Raw genomic sequence first — 14,873 nt, forward strand, 5'->3', positions numbered from 1 at the left:
CAGCAAAAAGATAGAGGTATCGCCGTCTCGCTCAGGCCGTCGCCACGACGTGCTGGTGTTCGGCCTGGGCAGGCATCGGCTGCAGCGTCAGGTCCGCAAGCGCCAGTTCCCGGAGGACATCGGGCGGGACGCCCTCGGTGTCTTGGAGGACGGCGTCAACCGTCCAGGCGTCGTGTTTCGAGCGCACCGGCGGCGTCGTTTCGACCAGCACGGTCGGCACAGCCTCCCGGAGCGCACGAGCGGCACGCCGGACACGCTGACGGTTCTCGACCGTACAGCGAACGGTCTTACTCATGCCGTCAGCCCCCGAGCGATATCGCCAACGAGCGACCCACCGACGTTTGGGCCGATATCCCAGCCGCGTTCGTTGTTCGTGTACTCACACCACTGTGCGAGTGTTTCAAACGGCGTCTCGGCAAGTGGGACTTTCTCGGCGTCGCCGTCGGTCGCGACAACGGTAACGGCGAACTCATAGCTGTCCCAGTAGTGGGCCGCGCCTTCACCGCCGACGCCAAGGAAGAGAGGTCGGCCCTGGGTGAGTAGCTCGTGACCGGGACGGTCAGTACAAAGCGGATATTAGCGCTGTTACGACGAAAACCGAGTATCAAGAAGATATTTATTCTGCGGACCACCCACCGCTATTATGACTTCTAGAAGTGGATCTTGGTTCCACGGCTACGTATCATGGTATCTTCGAGGTGTTATTTGGTTCGTACAAACTGCCGTCGTGGGGGCGGTTTTGCTAGTCATTCTCGGGACGGAAGGATTACTCGGAACAGTCGGGACTGTCTTGGCTGGACTTCTCACCGCACTCCTCCTTTTCAGACAGGTAGATCTGCACATTCAACAGGAGATGAAAAACTGAGCTTACCGACACCGCGGTCCATATGTCTGTGTGCTGAGCGTTAATCTCAGTAAGTTGAAACCCACTCCTATCTAGCAAACGCACTGACCGTGCTTGAAGCGGGTATTCCAGCTGCTGAACTGTCGCCACAAGCCCAGAGTGGCGGCGACCTTTCTGGAACGACTCGACCCAGGCGAGGCACAGGCCGTAGCCGTTGCAGGGACCGTCGATGGGACCGTCATCACTGACGACGGCGATGCTCGCACAACCGCGACCCAACGAGACATCAGGTTACCCGGATCGATCGGCCTCCTCGTCAGTTTTGTCGAGAGCGATCTGATTTCTGCGGCGAGTGCAGATACGTATCTCAAACGTTGGATCGATGAAGCTGGGTTCCACTCGCCCGCCCGCGAGTTTGAGTTCCGGACTGAGACGTTTTCGTTCCAGTCACTCCAGAACGACGACGCCAGCCAATAGTCTAATCCGCTGTGGACTGGTGTTGCTGAACACGCTCAGCAACGGCAGACTGGAACGCGGATAGCGAGGCGACAAACTCGCCACCCACGAACAGATCCACATATGCCTCACGGGCCACATTGGCGACGAGCCGGTCACGTATTGTATCGACAGTCACCGAGTGTCCATCTGCCTGCAGCTCAGCAACCGTCTGCTCGATTCGCTTGTCAGTCGCATACTCCGCTGCTAAATCCACCGCTGCCTGTGGTTCGAGAGCAGTCACTGTGTTTTGTTCTCGACACCATTCGGCGGCACGTCGTCAATCTGAGTTCCGAGAACTACGGCGAACAGGAGTACGAACTCCAGTTCCTCGTCGACGGTGAGGTCCGTTCGAGGTCCACGTTCAGCTTCCAAGAGTCAGGGAATGTTGAGCGACGGAGTGGCGCCACGCTACTGGTACAGGGACCGTCGTCCGGTGAGACCCACACCTGCGGTGGAAACGTCTCCTGCTATCGGGCTGTGGTCGAGAGGGCGGTCAGTACGAAATCAATGGGGAGTTCAAAAAAGAGCGAATGATGACGTCGTTCGACGATTCGGACGCTGTCGTCCCCTGGTCAGAACGAGATGAACTCCTTGAGGCCGTGAAGTGACCAACGGAACGTAGCTGGCACATATACTAAAACGATCAGTGCAGGCGGTTCATGATTCAGCCATGTCGCCGATAGCTCCAGCCATGCCAAGAAGCATTAGTCCATACCCAGCAAGTCCAGCGGGGATTGATGCTTGGAGAAGCAAATACCCAGTAAATGCGCCAAGGCCTCCGATAATAGCTCCTCGCTTTCTCGCCGACCGGGTGGTCTTGCCACGAGACAGAGCGAGCCACTGTTGTTTGTGTGCCAAAAGCATCGACGTTACTGCACCGTAGAGTGGAAGAAGCGAGACCATGATCAGGTGGTCCGATGTGGCGAACTCTGCTGTAAGAACTGTGATTACTACTCCAACAGTTAGTGAAATGGTGTATCGGAGGGCGGGACGCATAGATTAACTTACAACTACCAGAAATAAGTACGATACGAAATCTGAACACAAAATTCGCACGCTTACCGAGCAGTCGTTTCTGGGAGGTACTCGAGAACTAAATGACTGCCAGGAAGCGGAGTTAGGACCGCTAACCAACAAATGTGGCTACGATCGTTCATTGTTGATTAGCGCTCTACTCGCCTACACCGTCGCTGCCACATGCTCATACCCTGCCTGCGACGGCGTCGGCTGTAGCGTCAACCCAGCAAGTGCCAACTCCCGAAGCACCTCCGGTGGCACACCCTCAGTATCTCGAAGCACAGCGTCAAGCGTCCACTGACCGTACTGACTGGCGCTCGGCGCAAGCACATCGACGGACTCGTTCGGTACCTCCTCTCGAATCGCCCGAGCAGCCCGCCGAACACGCTTGCGCTCTTCCACGGTACAGCTCATGCTTCCACCGCCCGAACGAGATCGCCGACCAACGACCCACCGACGTGCGGGCCGATGTCCCAGCCACGCTCCGAACGCGTGTATTCGCACCACTGTGCAAGCGTTTCGAACGGCGTCTCTGCCAACACAACCGTTCCATCATTACCAGTCCTGATAATGCTTAATTACATTTATACCATCGAAATTGAATATATCCAAATGTTATGCCAAAAGAAAATGTCTCTCGACGTGAATATTTGATTGCTACTGGTGCTGCTGGGATTGCTAGTCTTGCCGGCTGCTCATCAGGTGGCGACAGTGACACACCGAGATCGACCTCATCAGGTAGCGACAGTGATACACCGGAATCGCCCACATCGAGCGGTGAGAACAGTACCCCGACATCAACACCTGATCAGATTGGCGAAACACGTCTTTCCTCTGGAGAAACCCGCCTCAAGGTTAATGAAGCAGTTGTCACACAGACGCTATACACTATCGGTACATACGACAACAATGCAGTGACTGCGGAGGACGGGAAGCAATTTATTCTCATTGACGTACAGGCAAAAAAACAAACTGAAAACGGTAGTATACCCGAAATAGCAGACTACCGAATTGAGGCTGGATCGGTTTCCTACAGTATCAACAATATCGATTCTGAAAGCCTCAATCAGCCAGTGAACGCTGAGTTATATCAGGTTGAGGCTGGATTCGAAGGCCCTGAGGTTGGGAGTACCACCCGTGGATGGTTAGTATTTGAGATTCCTGCTGACATCTCTACCGGGACGCTACAGGTGCGTGAGATGCAAACACAGGATGACGAACCAGTAGCTTGGAAATTGCGATTTGATGATGCAAAAACAATTACATTTGAAGAAGAGATTGATTTCCCCGATAAAGCTAAATTGTCCGACACGGTCAAAGCTACAGTATCGGTAGAAAACACAGGGGGTCGGACAGGTCGGTATACCACTGTGGTAACGTCTGAACTTCTTTCGGATAGCCACACGCTTGAGTATACCCTTAAGGCAGGCGAAACCAAAGAGGAGACGTTTGAACTGCCCGTTAACAGCTACTATGAGGGTAATGCCAGTCTTTCGGTTGGCTCAGCAAAGACGGCGACTACGAATATCGTTGCACCAAATATCCAGTTAGGTGACACATGGACGGCTCCAAGCGGTATTGAGTATACTGTCTCAGACTTGGCGCTTACGCAGTCAATAGAGTCTGACAGATTGGAGGTAGGGGATGAGAAGCAGATCGCTATCGCTAGATTCACTGTAACAAATACGACGACAGAGAATCAGATGTTCCCTGAGCGCTGGGAAGAGCCATTAGCGATTGTGACTGGCGATCAGGCTTACACGAATATCGAGAATCGTTCAGTCGACGATTTGGAACTCACATCACCAGTAAGTGGGAGCATCTACCCGCGCACTCTCCTAGCCAGTGACCCCGGGGCTGAGGTTTCAGGTCTTATGATATTCTACCTGCCAGCGTCTATTTCGAAGAGTGATGTTGAAATTAGATTATCTCACAATGAAATCCGTGCTATCTGGACTCCCTAATCACATCATTGGTTTATCAGAATTGTTGTAGTGAGAGTTAGTTAACAGACAGTTGTGGGCGTTAGTCTGCCATTGTTGGTTAGCGTTCCACCCGCCTACACTGTCGCTGCCACGTGCTGATACCCTGCCTGCGACGGCGTCGGCTGCAACGTCAACCCAGCGAGCGCTAACTCTCGAAGAACCTCCGGCGGCACACCCTCAGTGTCCCGAAGCACTACATCCAACGTCCATTCACCGTACTGACTCGCACTCGGTGCGAGCACATCCACCGACTCAGTAGCCACTTCCTCCCGAATCGCCCTCGCGGCCCGCCGCACCCGCTTGCGCTCTTCTACAGTGCAGCTCATGCCCCACCACCTCGGACGAGATCGCCGACGAGCGACCCGCCGACATGCGGGCCAATATCCCAGCCACGTTCCGAGCGCGTGTACTCACACCACTCGGAGAGCGTTTCAAACGGCGTCTCCGACGACTCGACCTTCTCGGCGTCTCCCTCAGCCGTGACAACAGCCACGGCAAATTCATAGCTGTCCCAGTAGTGGGCAGCACCTGCGCCGTCAACGCCGAGAAAGAGCGGTCGGCTCTGGGTGAGTAGTTCGCGTGCGGTACGTTCTTGTGGATTGGATTGCGTAGTTGCCATTGGTTCTTGGACGGAACCACGTGCCTCGGTGTTCCAAGCACCGGGGCGATTTCGTGAGAAATCGACCAGCGGCGCGTGTGTTCCTACTTGTACTGTTTGTCCCCAACAACAAAAAACTATTGTTGGTCGACAATAGATAGGAATTGAGAACCATGTCCACAAGAGGGCCTGATCCAGAAGTCACAGACGAAGCTCTTCTTAATTCGATCAGGAATAGTGAGAGGCCATTCGCTACAGTAACAACGGTTACCGAAAAAGTGTCTTTAGGTCGTGAAAGGGTGCGTCAAAGGCTAAATAGACTAAGTTCGGAGGGCAAACTTAACCGGGAACAACTCAGTGGTAGTGTGGTTCTCTACTGGCTTGACGAACCATTCCTTCCGGACAAATAGCCACGCCCATCGTCTGTAACCCACCAGACGCGGACAGATCCCAGCTTATCTGTTGAAAGGTATCCTTCCTCTTCCAGTCGTTTCAGATGACGGCGAGTTGCTTCGCTACTTAATTCGACTTTGTCAGCTACATCTGAGGTTCCCAAAGCCGGTGGATATGCCTCTAAAACCGCCCGGATAAGGGCTTCGTCGCTGACAGACGGATTCGGTCCAGGTCGGTCAGTCACTGTATCCAAGTTCAGTCTATCTGGTAAAAAGTTCGACCATCCTGAAGTGTTGCCAGTTGGCAATAGTTAAGTGAAGGTGGCTATACATTACTCTGTACAGGAGGCCGACCGGCAACGGAGTCCGGTGTCCCGCTGAAATCATGATCACACGCGAGCTCACCCACGACGAGTCGCATCGCTCACCAACGCACTTTCGCCCACGCGCTCGCCTCATCCCTACCACCCAGCTGCGTGATCCAGAAGCCATTTCTATAAGCGGAGGCCACCAATGACGACCTACTACGCCCTGTCGGGCTTCCAGCGCGACCGGCTGGAAGCCATCGCCTCCGTCGAGAACGAACCGTATGGCCTCGCACTCAAAGCGTACCTCGATGAACGCTACGCCGAACCGATCAACCACAGCCGGCTCTACCAGAATCTCAGCACACTCGCCGAACAGGACTTCATCAACCGCGATGAACTCGACGCACGCACCAACGAATATACGCTGACCAACACCGGCCGAAAAGCACTCCAGCGCCACGCTGACACGCTCGCAAGTCTTTGTGAGCAGCCTCGGTCCGCCACTAGAGGGAGACAGCAATGACGGTAGTTACACTACTCTCTCACAACCTCACTGAGACCAACTACGCTATGGGGAGATGAGCCGATGACTCCTCAACCGACCGTCGGCGAAATTGTCGCGATCACGACCATCGACAGTGAGCCGCTGTTGCTGGTCAGTTCCACCACCGACGACCATGTCACCGGCGTCTTGCTGGCAGACCTCCCAACAGAACCACTCCGCCGGCTGCAAGCGTCCGACCCGGACACAGCCACACGCCGGCAGCTGGCTCAGGCACTCGGTCGGACTGACGACCGCCAGTCATTCACCGTACCAACGACCGACTACGCACTGGTTGAACGCGACAGCAGCCGTCCTCACCCCTTCGCAGGAGACGAGAACTGATGGCCCGTGCTGATCCATCACCGGGCCCTGCGACCGATACAGCGCCACCAGATACGGCCCAGTGGCGACTCTGCTACCACGTTGGCGACCACACCCACGATGTAGCCATCGAGCGCCGGGCGGTGATCAAGGGATGACTGGCGACAGCACTCACTCTGGTGTCGACCACGACTGGAGCCCTCCCACCAGCGGGAGCGTTCCACTACCAGTGAACCCAGTGCCACGCTGGCCGAGGCGACAGTGCATCCAGACAGCTAGTCACCGCCGGCGCAGTGCCACAACGCAAATTCACTAGACGGGGCAGGGTTGCCACGAGCCAACTGCCACGTCCGGAGAGCGCCAGCCACGTCACCAAGAGCCCGTGCTGTGGTCAGCCCCGCTCGGTTCGATTCCGGGCACGGGTCCTGTGGTCACGATGCCACGACACCCAACCGCCGACGACGACGGGACCGAGCGTACAGCCACCGATCAAGCGCTTGCCGATGCACTCGGGATAGATCTCGGACAAGAGAGTCCAGACACCGATGAACTGCAGTCACTCATCGCCCAGCTCGACGACGAAGTGTCACCCCCGGTTTCGAGTGTTCTTGAGCTATTGGTCGCAACTATCGATGACCTCCAAGAGCGCGTCAACGAACTAGAGAAAGACCTCGAACAGACACATGACGTTGCCACCACAGCGGTCGGCGACGCCGCCACGAACGAACAGCGTCTCGAAGACCTCGAAGCCCAGCAGGAGGCGACCCACGACGTAGCCAAGAGTGCTATCGCCAAAGCCCAGCAACTCGACGCCGAGACCGACCACCAGGAAGACGCCGAGCAGCTACCCGACGGCACCGAACCCAGTAGTTCGCCGCTGGATTTCTTCGCGAACTGCCGGCAGTCAAAGGTCAAGACCATGTTCGTCGAACGTGCGAATCGCCAGAACACCTACCGCGCCATCTCCGTCGCCAAGCGGTGGCCGGAATTTGCCACGAAGCGAACCGACGGCAGCGGCGTGTTCATGACCAAAGCCGACGTGCAAACAGCCTTGACGGCCGAACTCGGAAAGGAACCACACCGCCAGACAATCAAGCGCGTCTGGGAGAAGTTAGTCGAAATCGGCGGCGACGACATCGTCGAGAAGACCCGGCAGGTCGGACGGGAGCAGACCAAAACCGAACTCCTCGCGATGGATATGGATACAGCCGAAGGCTTGCTTGAGAAACGCTACATCGGCCTCGATCTGTTGGAAAGCAGCGACCACAAAGCCACGACGGGTGGCGTCACACCCGTTGTGGTAGAGTCCGCACCCTAACCCTGTGACACAAGCCTGTCGAGACAAGCATCGGCACTGAATCGACGCTGGTGGACGCGGTGGCACGTGCCCTGCCGCTGCCGACGCCGCTGTCTGCTAGCTGCAGGAACCGGGAGCGACCTCATTGTTTCAGGAGTGTAGTGAGTGGTTGTAACACAAACGGGGCGACGACAGCGATTCCACTGGTCACAACAGGTGTGACGCCACGCCCAGTCACATGAACTTCCTGTGGCTCTCGCCCTCGATTAGGGTTAGCGACGGTGTCCAGTTGCCCCGATATATCGTAAAACTAGCGAGCGGCTGTTGACAGACTGAGGCTGGGTTTTATACTAATACATTCCTAATAGGAATAGTATGCCTACTACGAAAGAGACGACAACGCTTGCTTTGGAGTATCCGTTTCCACAAGACCGGGTCTTTCGATATCAGGCGATGCAGGATGTACTCTCTCGCTTGATTGAGGAGCCATATAATGAGTTCACTATCGGCCAACTCGCGGAGATGATTGATGGAAATCAGGCAACGGTCTCGAAGGCAGTAAAACTGCTCAAAGAGCTCGGCACGGTGCAGACCCGTCAAGAAGGCCGGAAGCAATACGTGCGTATCCATCGTGACCGACTCACCAAACCCGATCCGGTCCTGTCGATCCCCCAATCTGAGTTTCATAAGCCTGTCCAGGCCTTCGTCAATAGCGTTCAGGAAGAGATTGATAATCTCGTTGGCGTCCTGCTCTTCGGTAGTGTTGCACGGGGGACAGCCGACCGCGCAAGTGATATCGATATTCTCGTTTTCGTCGAAGATGACAGGACACAGGCTCGCCGAACTGTCCAATCAATCGTAAGCTCCCTCCAAGAGACGAAATTCGAGGGGAACCGCTACACGTTCGAAGCATTAGTTGAATCGACAGAGAGCGCGAAACGGATTGGCGACCGGCTCCAACAGCAGTTTGACGAAGGACTGACACTGGTTCGGACAGATCAGTTGTCCGATATCCGCGCCGAGGTGTACGCGAATGAAAAATGAATCAGTCCTCAATGCACTGGAAGCCGCTGAACGTAGTTTCGAGCAAGCACCACAGAATGTTGAGGACGGACTCGATGTTGACGAAGCCGAATTGGTCCAACTTCGGCGAGCGTGTCGGCTTCTGGCAGCTGCGTCCCGCCTGCTTGATGACGGCTACTACACGGTTGTTATTGAGTCGTCATTCGTCGCGATAGAGCGGACGATCCAGTTCCGACTCATACACGATGGCGCGATGGACGCAGCCGAAGTCATCAGTAGTCATCGGCGACTGTACCAGCGAGGTGCAGAAATCGGACTCTATGATGACGCGTTTGGGGAGCGATTAGCTGCACTGTGGAACCAGAACCGGACAAAAACCTACTACCGGCTCGGAATTGCCACCGAATCGCAAGCACAGGCAATGCACGAACTTGCCACCGATGTCCATCAAGACCTCGTCAACGCGAGTCAAGTGCGCCACGAATGTCTCTGCTGATCGACGGACAGACGCCACACCAGCCATCCAGCCGTTCCTGTCGCCTGTCTGCCCACGCTACAAGTACTCGACTGCCAGCGACAGTACAGCCGTGTCCCTCTCGTTTCCAACCGCGCACGACGTTGATGTGCGCGCCGATATTCAGCTTACGACAAAAGAACAAAACCGTCGAAAAAAGGGACCAAGCAGCCCTTAACCCCGAACAACGCTGTACAAGCAAGCGTAGAACGCGGCACTTCTCACTCGTTTTCGAGCGCTGCGTAGATGTCTGCGTGGCGGCGTCCGTCAAGCTTCCCCATCTTAAGCGCAATCTTATGGCGTTTGGCGTCGCTTTCGGCCGTCTGGTATCGCTCGTACAATTGGCGGACCTCCTCGTCGATCATCACACGATCGACTTCCCTATCCAGTTGATTAACCGTTTCTCAACTGTCGAGGTCAATCTCCCTTGTGGGCCTGCCGTCAGTCGAGATTGGACACCTACTTGCTACCGTGAGGCTGGCCTTGGAAGACCTCACCACTGGCCTGTGCCTGTCGATGCTGGGCACGAACGTCTGGTTGGTCGTCGGCTTCGGTATCTGAAGGCTGTTCGTCGACGGACTGCTGGTCAGTGCTCATGATCGGGAAACCCCTCACCCAGTGGGGGGTCACAAAATTGGCAGCGCGTGCAAGCAACCGATAGGGCTCACTCAGGCCTCAGCGACATCTCAGACAGAGTGGTGGCCGTGAGAACGAAATCCAGCCTAGCGTCCGACAGCCATACCCGGGCCGCACTCTATATCAACACATGCGAGGCGCTCGGTATCGAAGACCGGTACGTCGCACCCAACAGTTCTGCAGATAATGCGTTCCTGAGACGAGTCACTGGACATCACACATCGCCTTCTATCGCTTGCTGACAGACCTCGTTTTCACTGGGCAGGTCCCCGTCGTGGTAGTCGCGAGCGGCATCTGATTGGGGCCTGCGTCACACAAATTGGGCCATCGTGTCGACCGCGGGACACACTCACAAATGGAGGGTGACTGCAAAATTAAACCGTCTCAGTCCATGAACTTCTGCTGTTGCTCCTGAGCCCACTCAAGTGCGTCGTCAAAGTCTTCAAATCCTTTTGTTGTGACGCTCTTAGCTTCATTGTTCTGGCTAATTGCTAGACGTGACAGCCCATCAGCGACATATGCAGTCGTTTTGACGCCAGATTCTTCGGACACTTCAGTCCAGTTCTTATTGACATGCTTGAGAACCTCGCGGTTAGCGTTTTCTACGTTCCCGATTTCAACAACGACACTATGCATATCTGGATCGCTTGCTGTCTCAACATAGTGTTGTTCAGCTTGTTCCATGTCGCCGCTCTCGACGGCTGCAGGCATATCTTCAATATACCAGACACCGACACCGTCTTACTTCTCATACTCGACATACTCTGAAATCGACTGTACCATTACACACGCTGCCACCTCTGTGTATATTAATCCACCCCGCACATTTCCAACTGTGATATTCAGGGTGTCTGCAATCCTGCCAGCAGAGCCATTCACCGACACCAGTGGTCTACATGAGAACTCCGGCGATCTTCGGGTCCTCGTAATTCAACGTATTCGACGATCCCTAATGGGCTTGTGAACGCTGGATGCTGAACTTACTGCAGGGCAGGGTCGGATTTCGCACTCTGTGACAGGGAGGGTAATGTGGGACATCTGGTCCTGGCTCTGTCAATGACCGCCGCTCCCGTCGTCTCCTTTCATCGGCCGTCGGAATACCTCATGGGATGATATCGGTTTTCGCTTCGACCGCTATTCAGAACGATACCTTCCGGGGAAGCCTTCTACTCTGTCGCGAAGCCTGTCGCTTGGGTGCTACTCCCGGAGAGCCCGTCTATTGCCCTCCAATAATGGATGTAAAACCGGTGAACGGAGCAGCGAGTAAAATCCCCAAGACGAAAATTGCCACGAAGCGGAGTACCCCCGCCACCTGGCGCCGATTCTTGGGGAGTGACTCTGCGAGTCCGGACAGCGCGAGTCCGACAACAAGAAACAAGACCCATCTAGCATCGTCTGCGCCGCCGATACTTGCGGTATACGCGAACATACACAAGAAGGTGAGCGACACGCCAAACTGAAAGAGTGCGTTGACGGCCTTGTGGCTCATTGAACAGCATCTCGCTGATATAGGGGACCATACGATATCCGTTCCTGCTCACGATACAAAGGAATGTTTCAATGTGATACCAGTAAAACGACCTCTCCTATGCTACGCGATTGTACTACCGGAGACGGGAGGCGACAGACTACAGGGCTCGCACTCTGTATGCAGCAGTATCCTCGGCAACTATTCGGCACCTGTCAGTAGCGGTGTGGTCCACACAGAAGTTGTCTGCGGCACTGAATGCTCACTCGCCCCAATCTGGACTCGTGTTATCCAGTCTGCCACCCGATGAACTTCTCAAACCCAAACGTAAAGCCGAGAAAACCGACAGCGAACACGAACCAACGGAATACATCGAAGGTACCAGTGAACGCAAGTACGTTGAAAATGTACGACAATGATGCACCAACGAATGCCGCGACGTAGAGGTTCCGTCGGATGTTCATACAGGCGCTTCTAACGACAGTGTGTTAATTCTTCATCAGCTACACGAACGTGTATTTTGTTTGCCGAATACAGCAACCGACTCGGTCGCTAGCTTATTGCGAATCGCCTGCGCTGCACGCCGCAGTCAGTTGCGCTCCTCGACGGTACAGCTGCCGCCTCAACATCTCGGGTGAGATCGCTGACCAGCGAGCCACCAACGTGTGGCCCGACATCCCAGCCACGCTCGCACGAACGTGTATACGCTAACTGACGCTGGTAGACAGCTACTCCAGCGCCAGGCAAGCACACTCGCAGGCCTGTGTGACCTGCCACAGCTCGTCACTGACAGAGGTGGGCAGTAATGTCTCTACAGCTAACACAGCGGTATCGAAAAGCGGCGGAATATCGGGACGCAGTCGGTTGATGCTGTCAGAGGCATACGGTCACTAGACGAGTGATTACCGACTGGTACCCTACAGTAATAACTGGACACTTCGTACATAACCGTTGCTATCAGGGCATCTCTCACAGGTCGATTCCCCAGTACAAAGTGGTTTGTTCTGTGCTGGTACTTGCTATGTGAGTGATAAATACAAATGTAGTTTGTGTCTCACATGAGGCAGAGCATGTCTCGAAACAGTCGGAAAAGCTGGCTCTGACCCTGTCACAACTGGTGGGTGTGAATACCAAGTGAAACTCGACAGGGTCCACCGCCCACTTGCTCCTGACACGAGTGCATATCAAGCGGTCTACGATACTTTCACGCGGTCTGTCGGGTTACTAAGACAGCATCCCCGATTCACCGGCCAACAACTGACTACAATCACGGCTAAACAACTTCTGTATCCTGTGCCCCGGAAAAGTGGGTGGCAGCCGGGGGAATGGCGTGCGACACACCTGTGAGGGTCGGTATCCACGACGACAGGTCCCAGCCCCGGGCCAATCGATGAATTGGAGGTGGAGTGGAGAGCGATTGAACGGGGGCCGGAACCCAACCAACCGTTATAAAACTGGTATCAAAATCATTTGTGATTCAGGGTTACAGTCGGTCAATCTGGCGAGGGCTGAATGTCTTCCATTTTGCTCTCAGGAGGCGGGCCGATGACTCCCCAGCCGACCGTCGGCGAGATTGTCGCTATCACGACCATCGACAGTGACCCACTGTTGCTGGTCAGTTCCGCCAGCGACGATCACGTCACGGGCGTGTTGCTGGCAGACCTCCCAACAGAACCGCTCCGCCGGCTGCAAGCGTCTGACCCGGACCCTGCGACCAATGCAGCGCCACCAGAAACGTCTCAGTGGCGACTCCACCACATGGTCGGCGACCGCACCCACGATGTAGCCACCGAGCGCCGGGGCTGGGACTCAAAGGATGACCGGCCATAGCACTCACTCCAGCGTTGACCACGACCGTAGTCACCCACCAGCGGGAGTGTCCCAACGGCACTGAATTGACGCTGATAGACGCGGTGGCACGTGCCCTGCCGCTGCCGACGCTGCTGTTGGCTAGCTGCAGGAACTGGGAGCGACCCCATCTTTGCAGGCGTGTAGTGAGTGGTCGTAACACGAACGGAGCGACCAGAGCGATGTGCTCGGTCACAACGGGTGTGACGCCGAGAATCAGATGGATGTGTTGTAGCTCTTGCCCCCGATTTTGGTTAGCGACGGTGTCCGACTTTCCGCATATATATGAATATCGGATATCTGGCGAGCTAACCAAAATATACCACAGGTGTTTTTGCCTTAGCCCGAATACGACGACTGCAAGCAAAATGGTGGGCAACAGCCTCCCGGATGAAGCACCTGGCGAGTACGTCCCCTTCGGACGCCGGCCATACTATCTTCCAGATCCACTGCCACCGGCACACGAACTCAACTTTGACACTGACTTCCAGCAGTTGCTGCAGGACGCGATCTATCAGCTCGGCCGGCTGGAAGGTATCGGCGACGAGACCGAAGCCAATCCGCTCCTGTACACGACGATGGTCCGTCGCGAAGCAGTTGAATCGGTCGTGCTTGAGGGTGCAGATATCGATATCGAGGACGTATTCCGGTCCCAGGAACTCGCCGATAGTGGAACCACTCAGAAGGATGTCCAAGAGGCACTCAATTACGAACAGACGATCACCGAAGGTTCGGCCCGACTCTCTGAGGGCGACCGTATCACACTCGGACTGTTGCAGGACCTGCACGAGGTACTGATGGCCGACGTGCGTGGCCACTGTGAGTACCCCGGCGAGTTCCGTGCGAAGCCAATCAATCTCCCAGCAGCCTCGTCGTTTCAGGAACCTTTCGTCCCGCCAGCACCCGACCGGATTCCGGAGCTAATGACGAATCTCGTCGAGTACTGCAACACAACCAGCGAGTACCACGATCTTGTCCAGCTTGGCCTTGTCCACTATCAGTTCGAGACGATTCATCCCTTTGAGGATGGGAACGGCCGACTGGGACGCATTCTCATCACGTTACAACTGATTCAGAACGGCTACCTCACGCAGCCGTATCTGTATCCGAGTGCGTATTTCAACCGCAACAAGATCGAGTATGCCGACCGGATGCGAACAGTCAGCGAAACAGGTGCCTGGGAGCCTTGGCTAGAATTCTTCGTCGAGGGGATTCGCTCGCAAGCTGCCGAGGCTGTCACCCGAACGAATGATCTCCGAGATCTCCGTCGGGAGTATGAGCGAACCTATGGACACGAAAAAACAGCCGCCGACCGGCTGGCGATGCGCCTGTTCAAGCAGCCATACCTGACCACGAACGACGTTGCCGAGCTGCTGGATGTAACCCAACAGACAGCACGGAACGCGATTCAGGAGCTTGAGGGACAGGATGTCCTGACCGAAACGACTGGCAAAAAACGGTATCAGGAGTTCAAAGCTGTCGATATCTTCGACATTCTCGATCAACCTCTGGAGTGAGAGCGGGTCATACGAACAAACCGCTCGAAAGACAGTGGGCAGATTGTTAGGTCGCAAATGAGC

Annotated in this window: 22 protein-coding genes and 1 pseudogene; 11 read left to right on the plus strand and 12 right to left on the minus strand. The window is 55.4% G+C overall.

Annotated elements, in window-relative coordinates; genetic code table 11:
• Positions 1-31: 31 nt before the first annotated feature.
• A complete protein-coding gene (locus AV059_RS03630; protein WP_058992409.1) occupies positions 32-295 on the minus strand; it encodes a hypothetical protein in 264 nt (87 codons plus the stop codon).
• Positions 292-561, minus strand: a pseudogene (locus AV059_RS22750) (hypothetical protein); the annotation flags it as partial. The pseudogene AV059_RS22750 and the gene AV059_RS03630, both read right to left, overlap by 4 nt.
• 82 nt (positions 562-643) lie before the next feature.
• Between AV059_RS22750 and AV059_RS21865 the strand changes: the two are divergent.
• Positions 644-865, plus strand: a complete 222-nt coding sequence (locus AV059_RS21865) for a hypothetical protein (protein ID WP_154020990.1) — start codon at positions 644-646, stop codon at positions 863-865.
• A 93-nt stretch (positions 866-958) separates the two neighbouring features.
• Positions 959-1,321 carry a hypothetical protein gene (locus AV059_RS03635; protein WP_154020991.1) on the plus strand — a complete coding sequence of 121 codons (363 nt, stop codon included), beginning with the start codon at positions 959-961 and terminating at the stop codon, positions 1,319-1,321.
• Position 1,322: 1 nt separating this feature from the next.
• Here the strand turns inward: AV059_RS03635 and AV059_RS03640 are convergent, their stop codons facing one another.
• From AV059_RS03640 to AV059_RS22915, 4 genes are all read right to left on the minus strand, one after another.
• Positions 1,323-1,583: a hypothetical protein gene (locus tag AV059_RS03640; RefSeq protein WP_058992414.1), complete on the minus strand. Its 261-nt coding sequence runs from the start codon at positions 1,581-1,583 to the stop codon at positions 1,323-1,325.
• Complete coding sequence (locus AV059_RS22910) at positions 1,580-1,714, minus strand: hypothetical protein (protein ID WP_255356099.1); 135 nt, start codon at positions 1,712-1,714, stop codon at positions 1,580-1,582. The genes AV059_RS03640 and AV059_RS22910 overlap by 4 nt, the downstream gene beginning before the upstream one ends.
• An 807-nt stretch (positions 1,715-2,521) precedes the next feature.
• On the minus strand, positions 2,522-2,773 hold the full coding sequence (locus tag AV059_RS03650) for a hypothetical protein (RefSeq protein ID WP_058992418.1): 252 nt from the start codon (positions 2,771-2,773) through the stop codon (positions 2,522-2,524).
• Complete coding sequence (locus tag AV059_RS22915; protein WP_255356100.1) at positions 2,770-2,901, minus strand: hypothetical protein; 132 nt, start codon at positions 2,899-2,901, stop codon at positions 2,770-2,772. The genes AV059_RS03650 and AV059_RS22915 overlap by 4 nt, the downstream gene beginning before the upstream one ends.
• Before the next feature lie 75 nt (positions 2,902-2,976).
• On the opposite strand from AV059_RS22915, the gene AV059_RS03660 reads away from it, so the two are divergent.
• Positions 2,977-4,323, plus strand: a complete 1,347-nt coding sequence (locus AV059_RS03660) for a hypothetical protein (protein WP_154020992.1) — start codon at positions 2,977-2,979, stop codon at positions 4,321-4,323.
• Between the two features lie 95 nt (positions 4,324-4,418).
• Here AV059_RS03660 and AV059_RS03665 read toward each other — a convergent pair whose 3' ends face one another.
• The 3 genes from AV059_RS03665 to AV059_RS22920 all read right to left on the minus strand — a co-directional run bounded on the left by AV059_RS03665 (position 4,419) and on the right by AV059_RS22920 (position 5,579).
• Positions 4,419-4,670, minus strand: coding sequence for a hypothetical protein (locus AV059_RS03665; protein ID WP_058992422.1), 252 nt, complete (start codon positions 4,668-4,670; stop codon positions 4,419-4,421).
• Positions 4,667-4,963 carry a hypothetical protein gene (locus AV059_RS03670; protein ID WP_058992423.1) on the minus strand — a complete coding sequence of 99 codons (297 nt, stop codon included), beginning with the start codon at positions 4,961-4,963 and terminating at the stop codon, positions 4,667-4,669. Before AV059_RS03670 ends, AV059_RS03665 begins: the two co-directional genes overlap by 4 nt.
• 352 nt (positions 4,964-5,315) lie before the next feature.
• On the minus strand, positions 5,316-5,579 hold the full coding sequence (locus AV059_RS22920; RefSeq protein ID WP_255356101.1) for a winged helix-turn-helix transcriptional regulator: 264 nt from the start codon (positions 5,577-5,579) through the stop codon (positions 5,316-5,318).
• A 268-nt stretch (positions 5,580-5,847) separates the two neighbouring features.
• Between AV059_RS22920 and AV059_RS03675 the strand changes: the two genes are divergently transcribed.
• From AV059_RS03675 to AV059_RS03695, 6 genes are all read left to right on the plus strand, one after another.
• Positions 5,848-6,165 carry a helix-turn-helix transcriptional regulator gene (locus AV059_RS03675; RefSeq protein WP_058992425.1) on the plus strand — a complete coding sequence of 106 codons (318 nt, stop codon included), beginning with the start codon at positions 5,848-5,850 and terminating at the stop codon, positions 6,163-6,165.
• A 63-nt stretch (positions 6,166-6,228) separates the two neighbouring features.
• On the plus strand, positions 6,229-6,528 hold the full coding sequence (locus AV059_RS03680) for a hypothetical protein (protein WP_058992427.1): 300 nt from the start codon (positions 6,229-6,231) through the stop codon (positions 6,526-6,528).
• On the plus strand, positions 6,528-6,665 hold the full coding sequence (locus AV059_RS22250; protein WP_195156617.1) for a hypothetical protein: 138 nt from the start codon (positions 6,528-6,530) through the stop codon (positions 6,663-6,665). The genes AV059_RS03680 and AV059_RS22250 overlap by 1 nt, the downstream gene beginning before the upstream one ends.
• 278 nt (positions 6,666-6,943) lie before the next feature.
• Positions 6,944-7,825: a hypothetical protein gene (locus AV059_RS03685; protein WP_058992429.1), complete on the plus strand. Its 882-nt coding sequence runs from the start codon at positions 6,944-6,946 to the stop codon at positions 7,823-7,825.
• A 354-nt stretch (positions 7,826-8,179) separates the two neighbouring features.
• On the plus strand, positions 8,180-8,848 hold the full coding sequence (locus AV059_RS03690; RefSeq protein ID WP_228841734.1) for a nucleotidyltransferase domain-containing protein: 669 nt from the start codon (positions 8,180-8,182) through the stop codon (positions 8,846-8,848).
• On the plus strand, positions 8,838-9,323 hold the full coding sequence (locus tag AV059_RS03695) for a hypothetical protein (protein ID WP_058992431.1): 486 nt from the start codon (positions 8,838-8,840) through the stop codon (positions 9,321-9,323). Before AV059_RS03690 ends, AV059_RS03695 begins: the two co-directional genes overlap by 11 nt.
• 239 nt (positions 9,324-9,562) lie before the next feature.
• Here the strand turns inward: AV059_RS03695 and AV059_RS21870 are convergent, their stop codons facing one another.
• The 3 genes from AV059_RS21870 to AV059_RS03700 all read right to left on the minus strand — a co-directional run bounded on the left by AV059_RS21870 (position 9,563) and on the right by AV059_RS03700 (position 10,688).
• Complete coding sequence (locus AV059_RS21870) at positions 9,563-9,709, minus strand: hypothetical protein (protein ID WP_154020993.1); 147 nt, start codon at positions 9,707-9,709, stop codon at positions 9,563-9,565.
• Positions 9,710-9,800: 91 nt separating this feature from the next.
• A complete protein-coding gene (locus AV059_RS22255) occupies positions 9,801-9,938 on the minus strand; it encodes a hypothetical protein (RefSeq protein WP_195156618.1) in 138 nt (45 codons plus the stop codon).
• Positions 9,939-10,361: 423 nt separating this feature from the next.
• Complete coding sequence (locus AV059_RS03700; protein ID WP_228841735.1) at positions 10,362-10,688, minus strand: hypothetical protein; 327 nt, start codon at positions 10,686-10,688, stop codon at positions 10,362-10,364.
• A gap of 2,302 nt (positions 10,689-12,990) precedes the next feature.
• Between AV059_RS03700 and AV059_RS03710 the strand changes: the two genes are divergently transcribed.
• Both AV059_RS03710 and AV059_RS03715 read left to right on the plus strand, forming a co-directional pair.
• Positions 12,991-13,275, plus strand: a complete 285-nt coding sequence (locus AV059_RS03710) for a hypothetical protein (RefSeq protein ID WP_058992433.1) — start codon at positions 12,991-12,993, stop codon at positions 13,273-13,275.
• Positions 13,276-13,661: 386 nt separating this feature from the next.
• A complete protein-coding gene (locus AV059_RS03715) occupies positions 13,662-14,810 on the plus strand; it encodes a Fic family protein (RefSeq protein ID WP_058992435.1) in 1,149 nt (382 codons plus the stop codon).
• The last annotated feature ends 63 nt before the right edge of the window (positions 14,811-14,873 follow it).

Origin of the sequence: Haloarcula sp. CBA1127, from assembly GCF_001485575.1 — an archaeon.
Taxonomy (GTDB): domain Archaea; phylum Halobacteriota; class Halobacteria; order Halobacteriales; family Haloarculaceae; genus Haloarcula.

Coding starts and splice junctions, on each gene's coding strand:
- AV059_RS03630 (WP_058992409.1), bottom strand. CDS start 295: ATGAGTAAGACCGTTCGCTGTACGGTCGAGAACCGTCAGCGTGTCCGG.
- AV059_RS21865 (WP_154020990.1), top strand. CDS start 644: ATGACTTCTAGAAGTGGATCTTGGTTCCACGGCTACGTATCATGGTAT.
- AV059_RS03650 (WP_058992418.1), bottom strand. CDS start 2,773: ATGAGCTGTACCGTGGAAGAGCGCAAGCGTGTTCGGCGGGCTGCTCGG.
- AV059_RS03660 (WP_154020992.1), top strand. CDS start 2,977: ATGCCAAAAGAAAATGTCTCTCGACGTGAATATTTGATTGCTACTGGT.
- AV059_RS03665 (WP_058992422.1), bottom strand. CDS start 4,670: ATGAGCTGCACTGTAGAAGAGCGCAAGCGGGTGCGGCGGGCCGCGAGG.
- AV059_RS03670 (WP_058992423.1), bottom strand. CDS start 4,963: ATGGCAACTACGCAATCCAATCCACAAGAACGTACCGCACGCGAACTA.
- AV059_RS03675 (WP_058992425.1), top strand. CDS start 5,848: ATGACGACCTACTACGCCCTGTCGGGCTTCCAGCGCGACCGGCTGGAA.
- AV059_RS03680 (WP_058992427.1), top strand. CDS start 6,229: ATGACTCCTCAACCGACCGTCGGCGAAATTGTCGCGATCACGACCATC.
- AV059_RS22250 (WP_195156617.1), top strand. CDS start 6,528: ATGGCCCGTGCTGATCCATCACCGGGCCCTGCGACCGATACAGCGCCA.
- AV059_RS03685 (WP_058992429.1), top strand. CDS start 6,944: ATGCCACGACACCCAACCGCCGACGACGACGGGACCGAGCGTACAGCC.
- AV059_RS03690 (WP_228841734.1), top strand. CDS start 8,180: ATGCCTACTACGAAAGAGACGACAACGCTTGCTTTGGAGTATCCGTTT.
- AV059_RS03695 (WP_058992431.1), top strand. CDS start 8,838: ATGAAAAATGAATCAGTCCTCAATGCACTGGAAGCCGCTGAACGTAGT.
- AV059_RS22255 (WP_195156618.1), bottom strand. CDS start 9,938: ATGAGCACTGACCAGCAGTCCGTCGACGAACAGCCTTCAGATACCGAA.
- AV059_RS03700 (WP_228841735.1), bottom strand. CDS start 10,688: ATGCCTGCAGCCGTCGAGAGCGGCGACATGGAACAAGCTGAACAACAC.
- AV059_RS03710 (WP_058992433.1), top strand. CDS start 12,991: ATGACTCCCCAGCCGACCGTCGGCGAGATTGTCGCTATCACGACCATC.
- AV059_RS03715 (WP_058992435.1), top strand. CDS start 13,662: ATGGTGGGCAACAGCCTCCCGGATGAAGCACCTGGCGAGTACGTCCCC.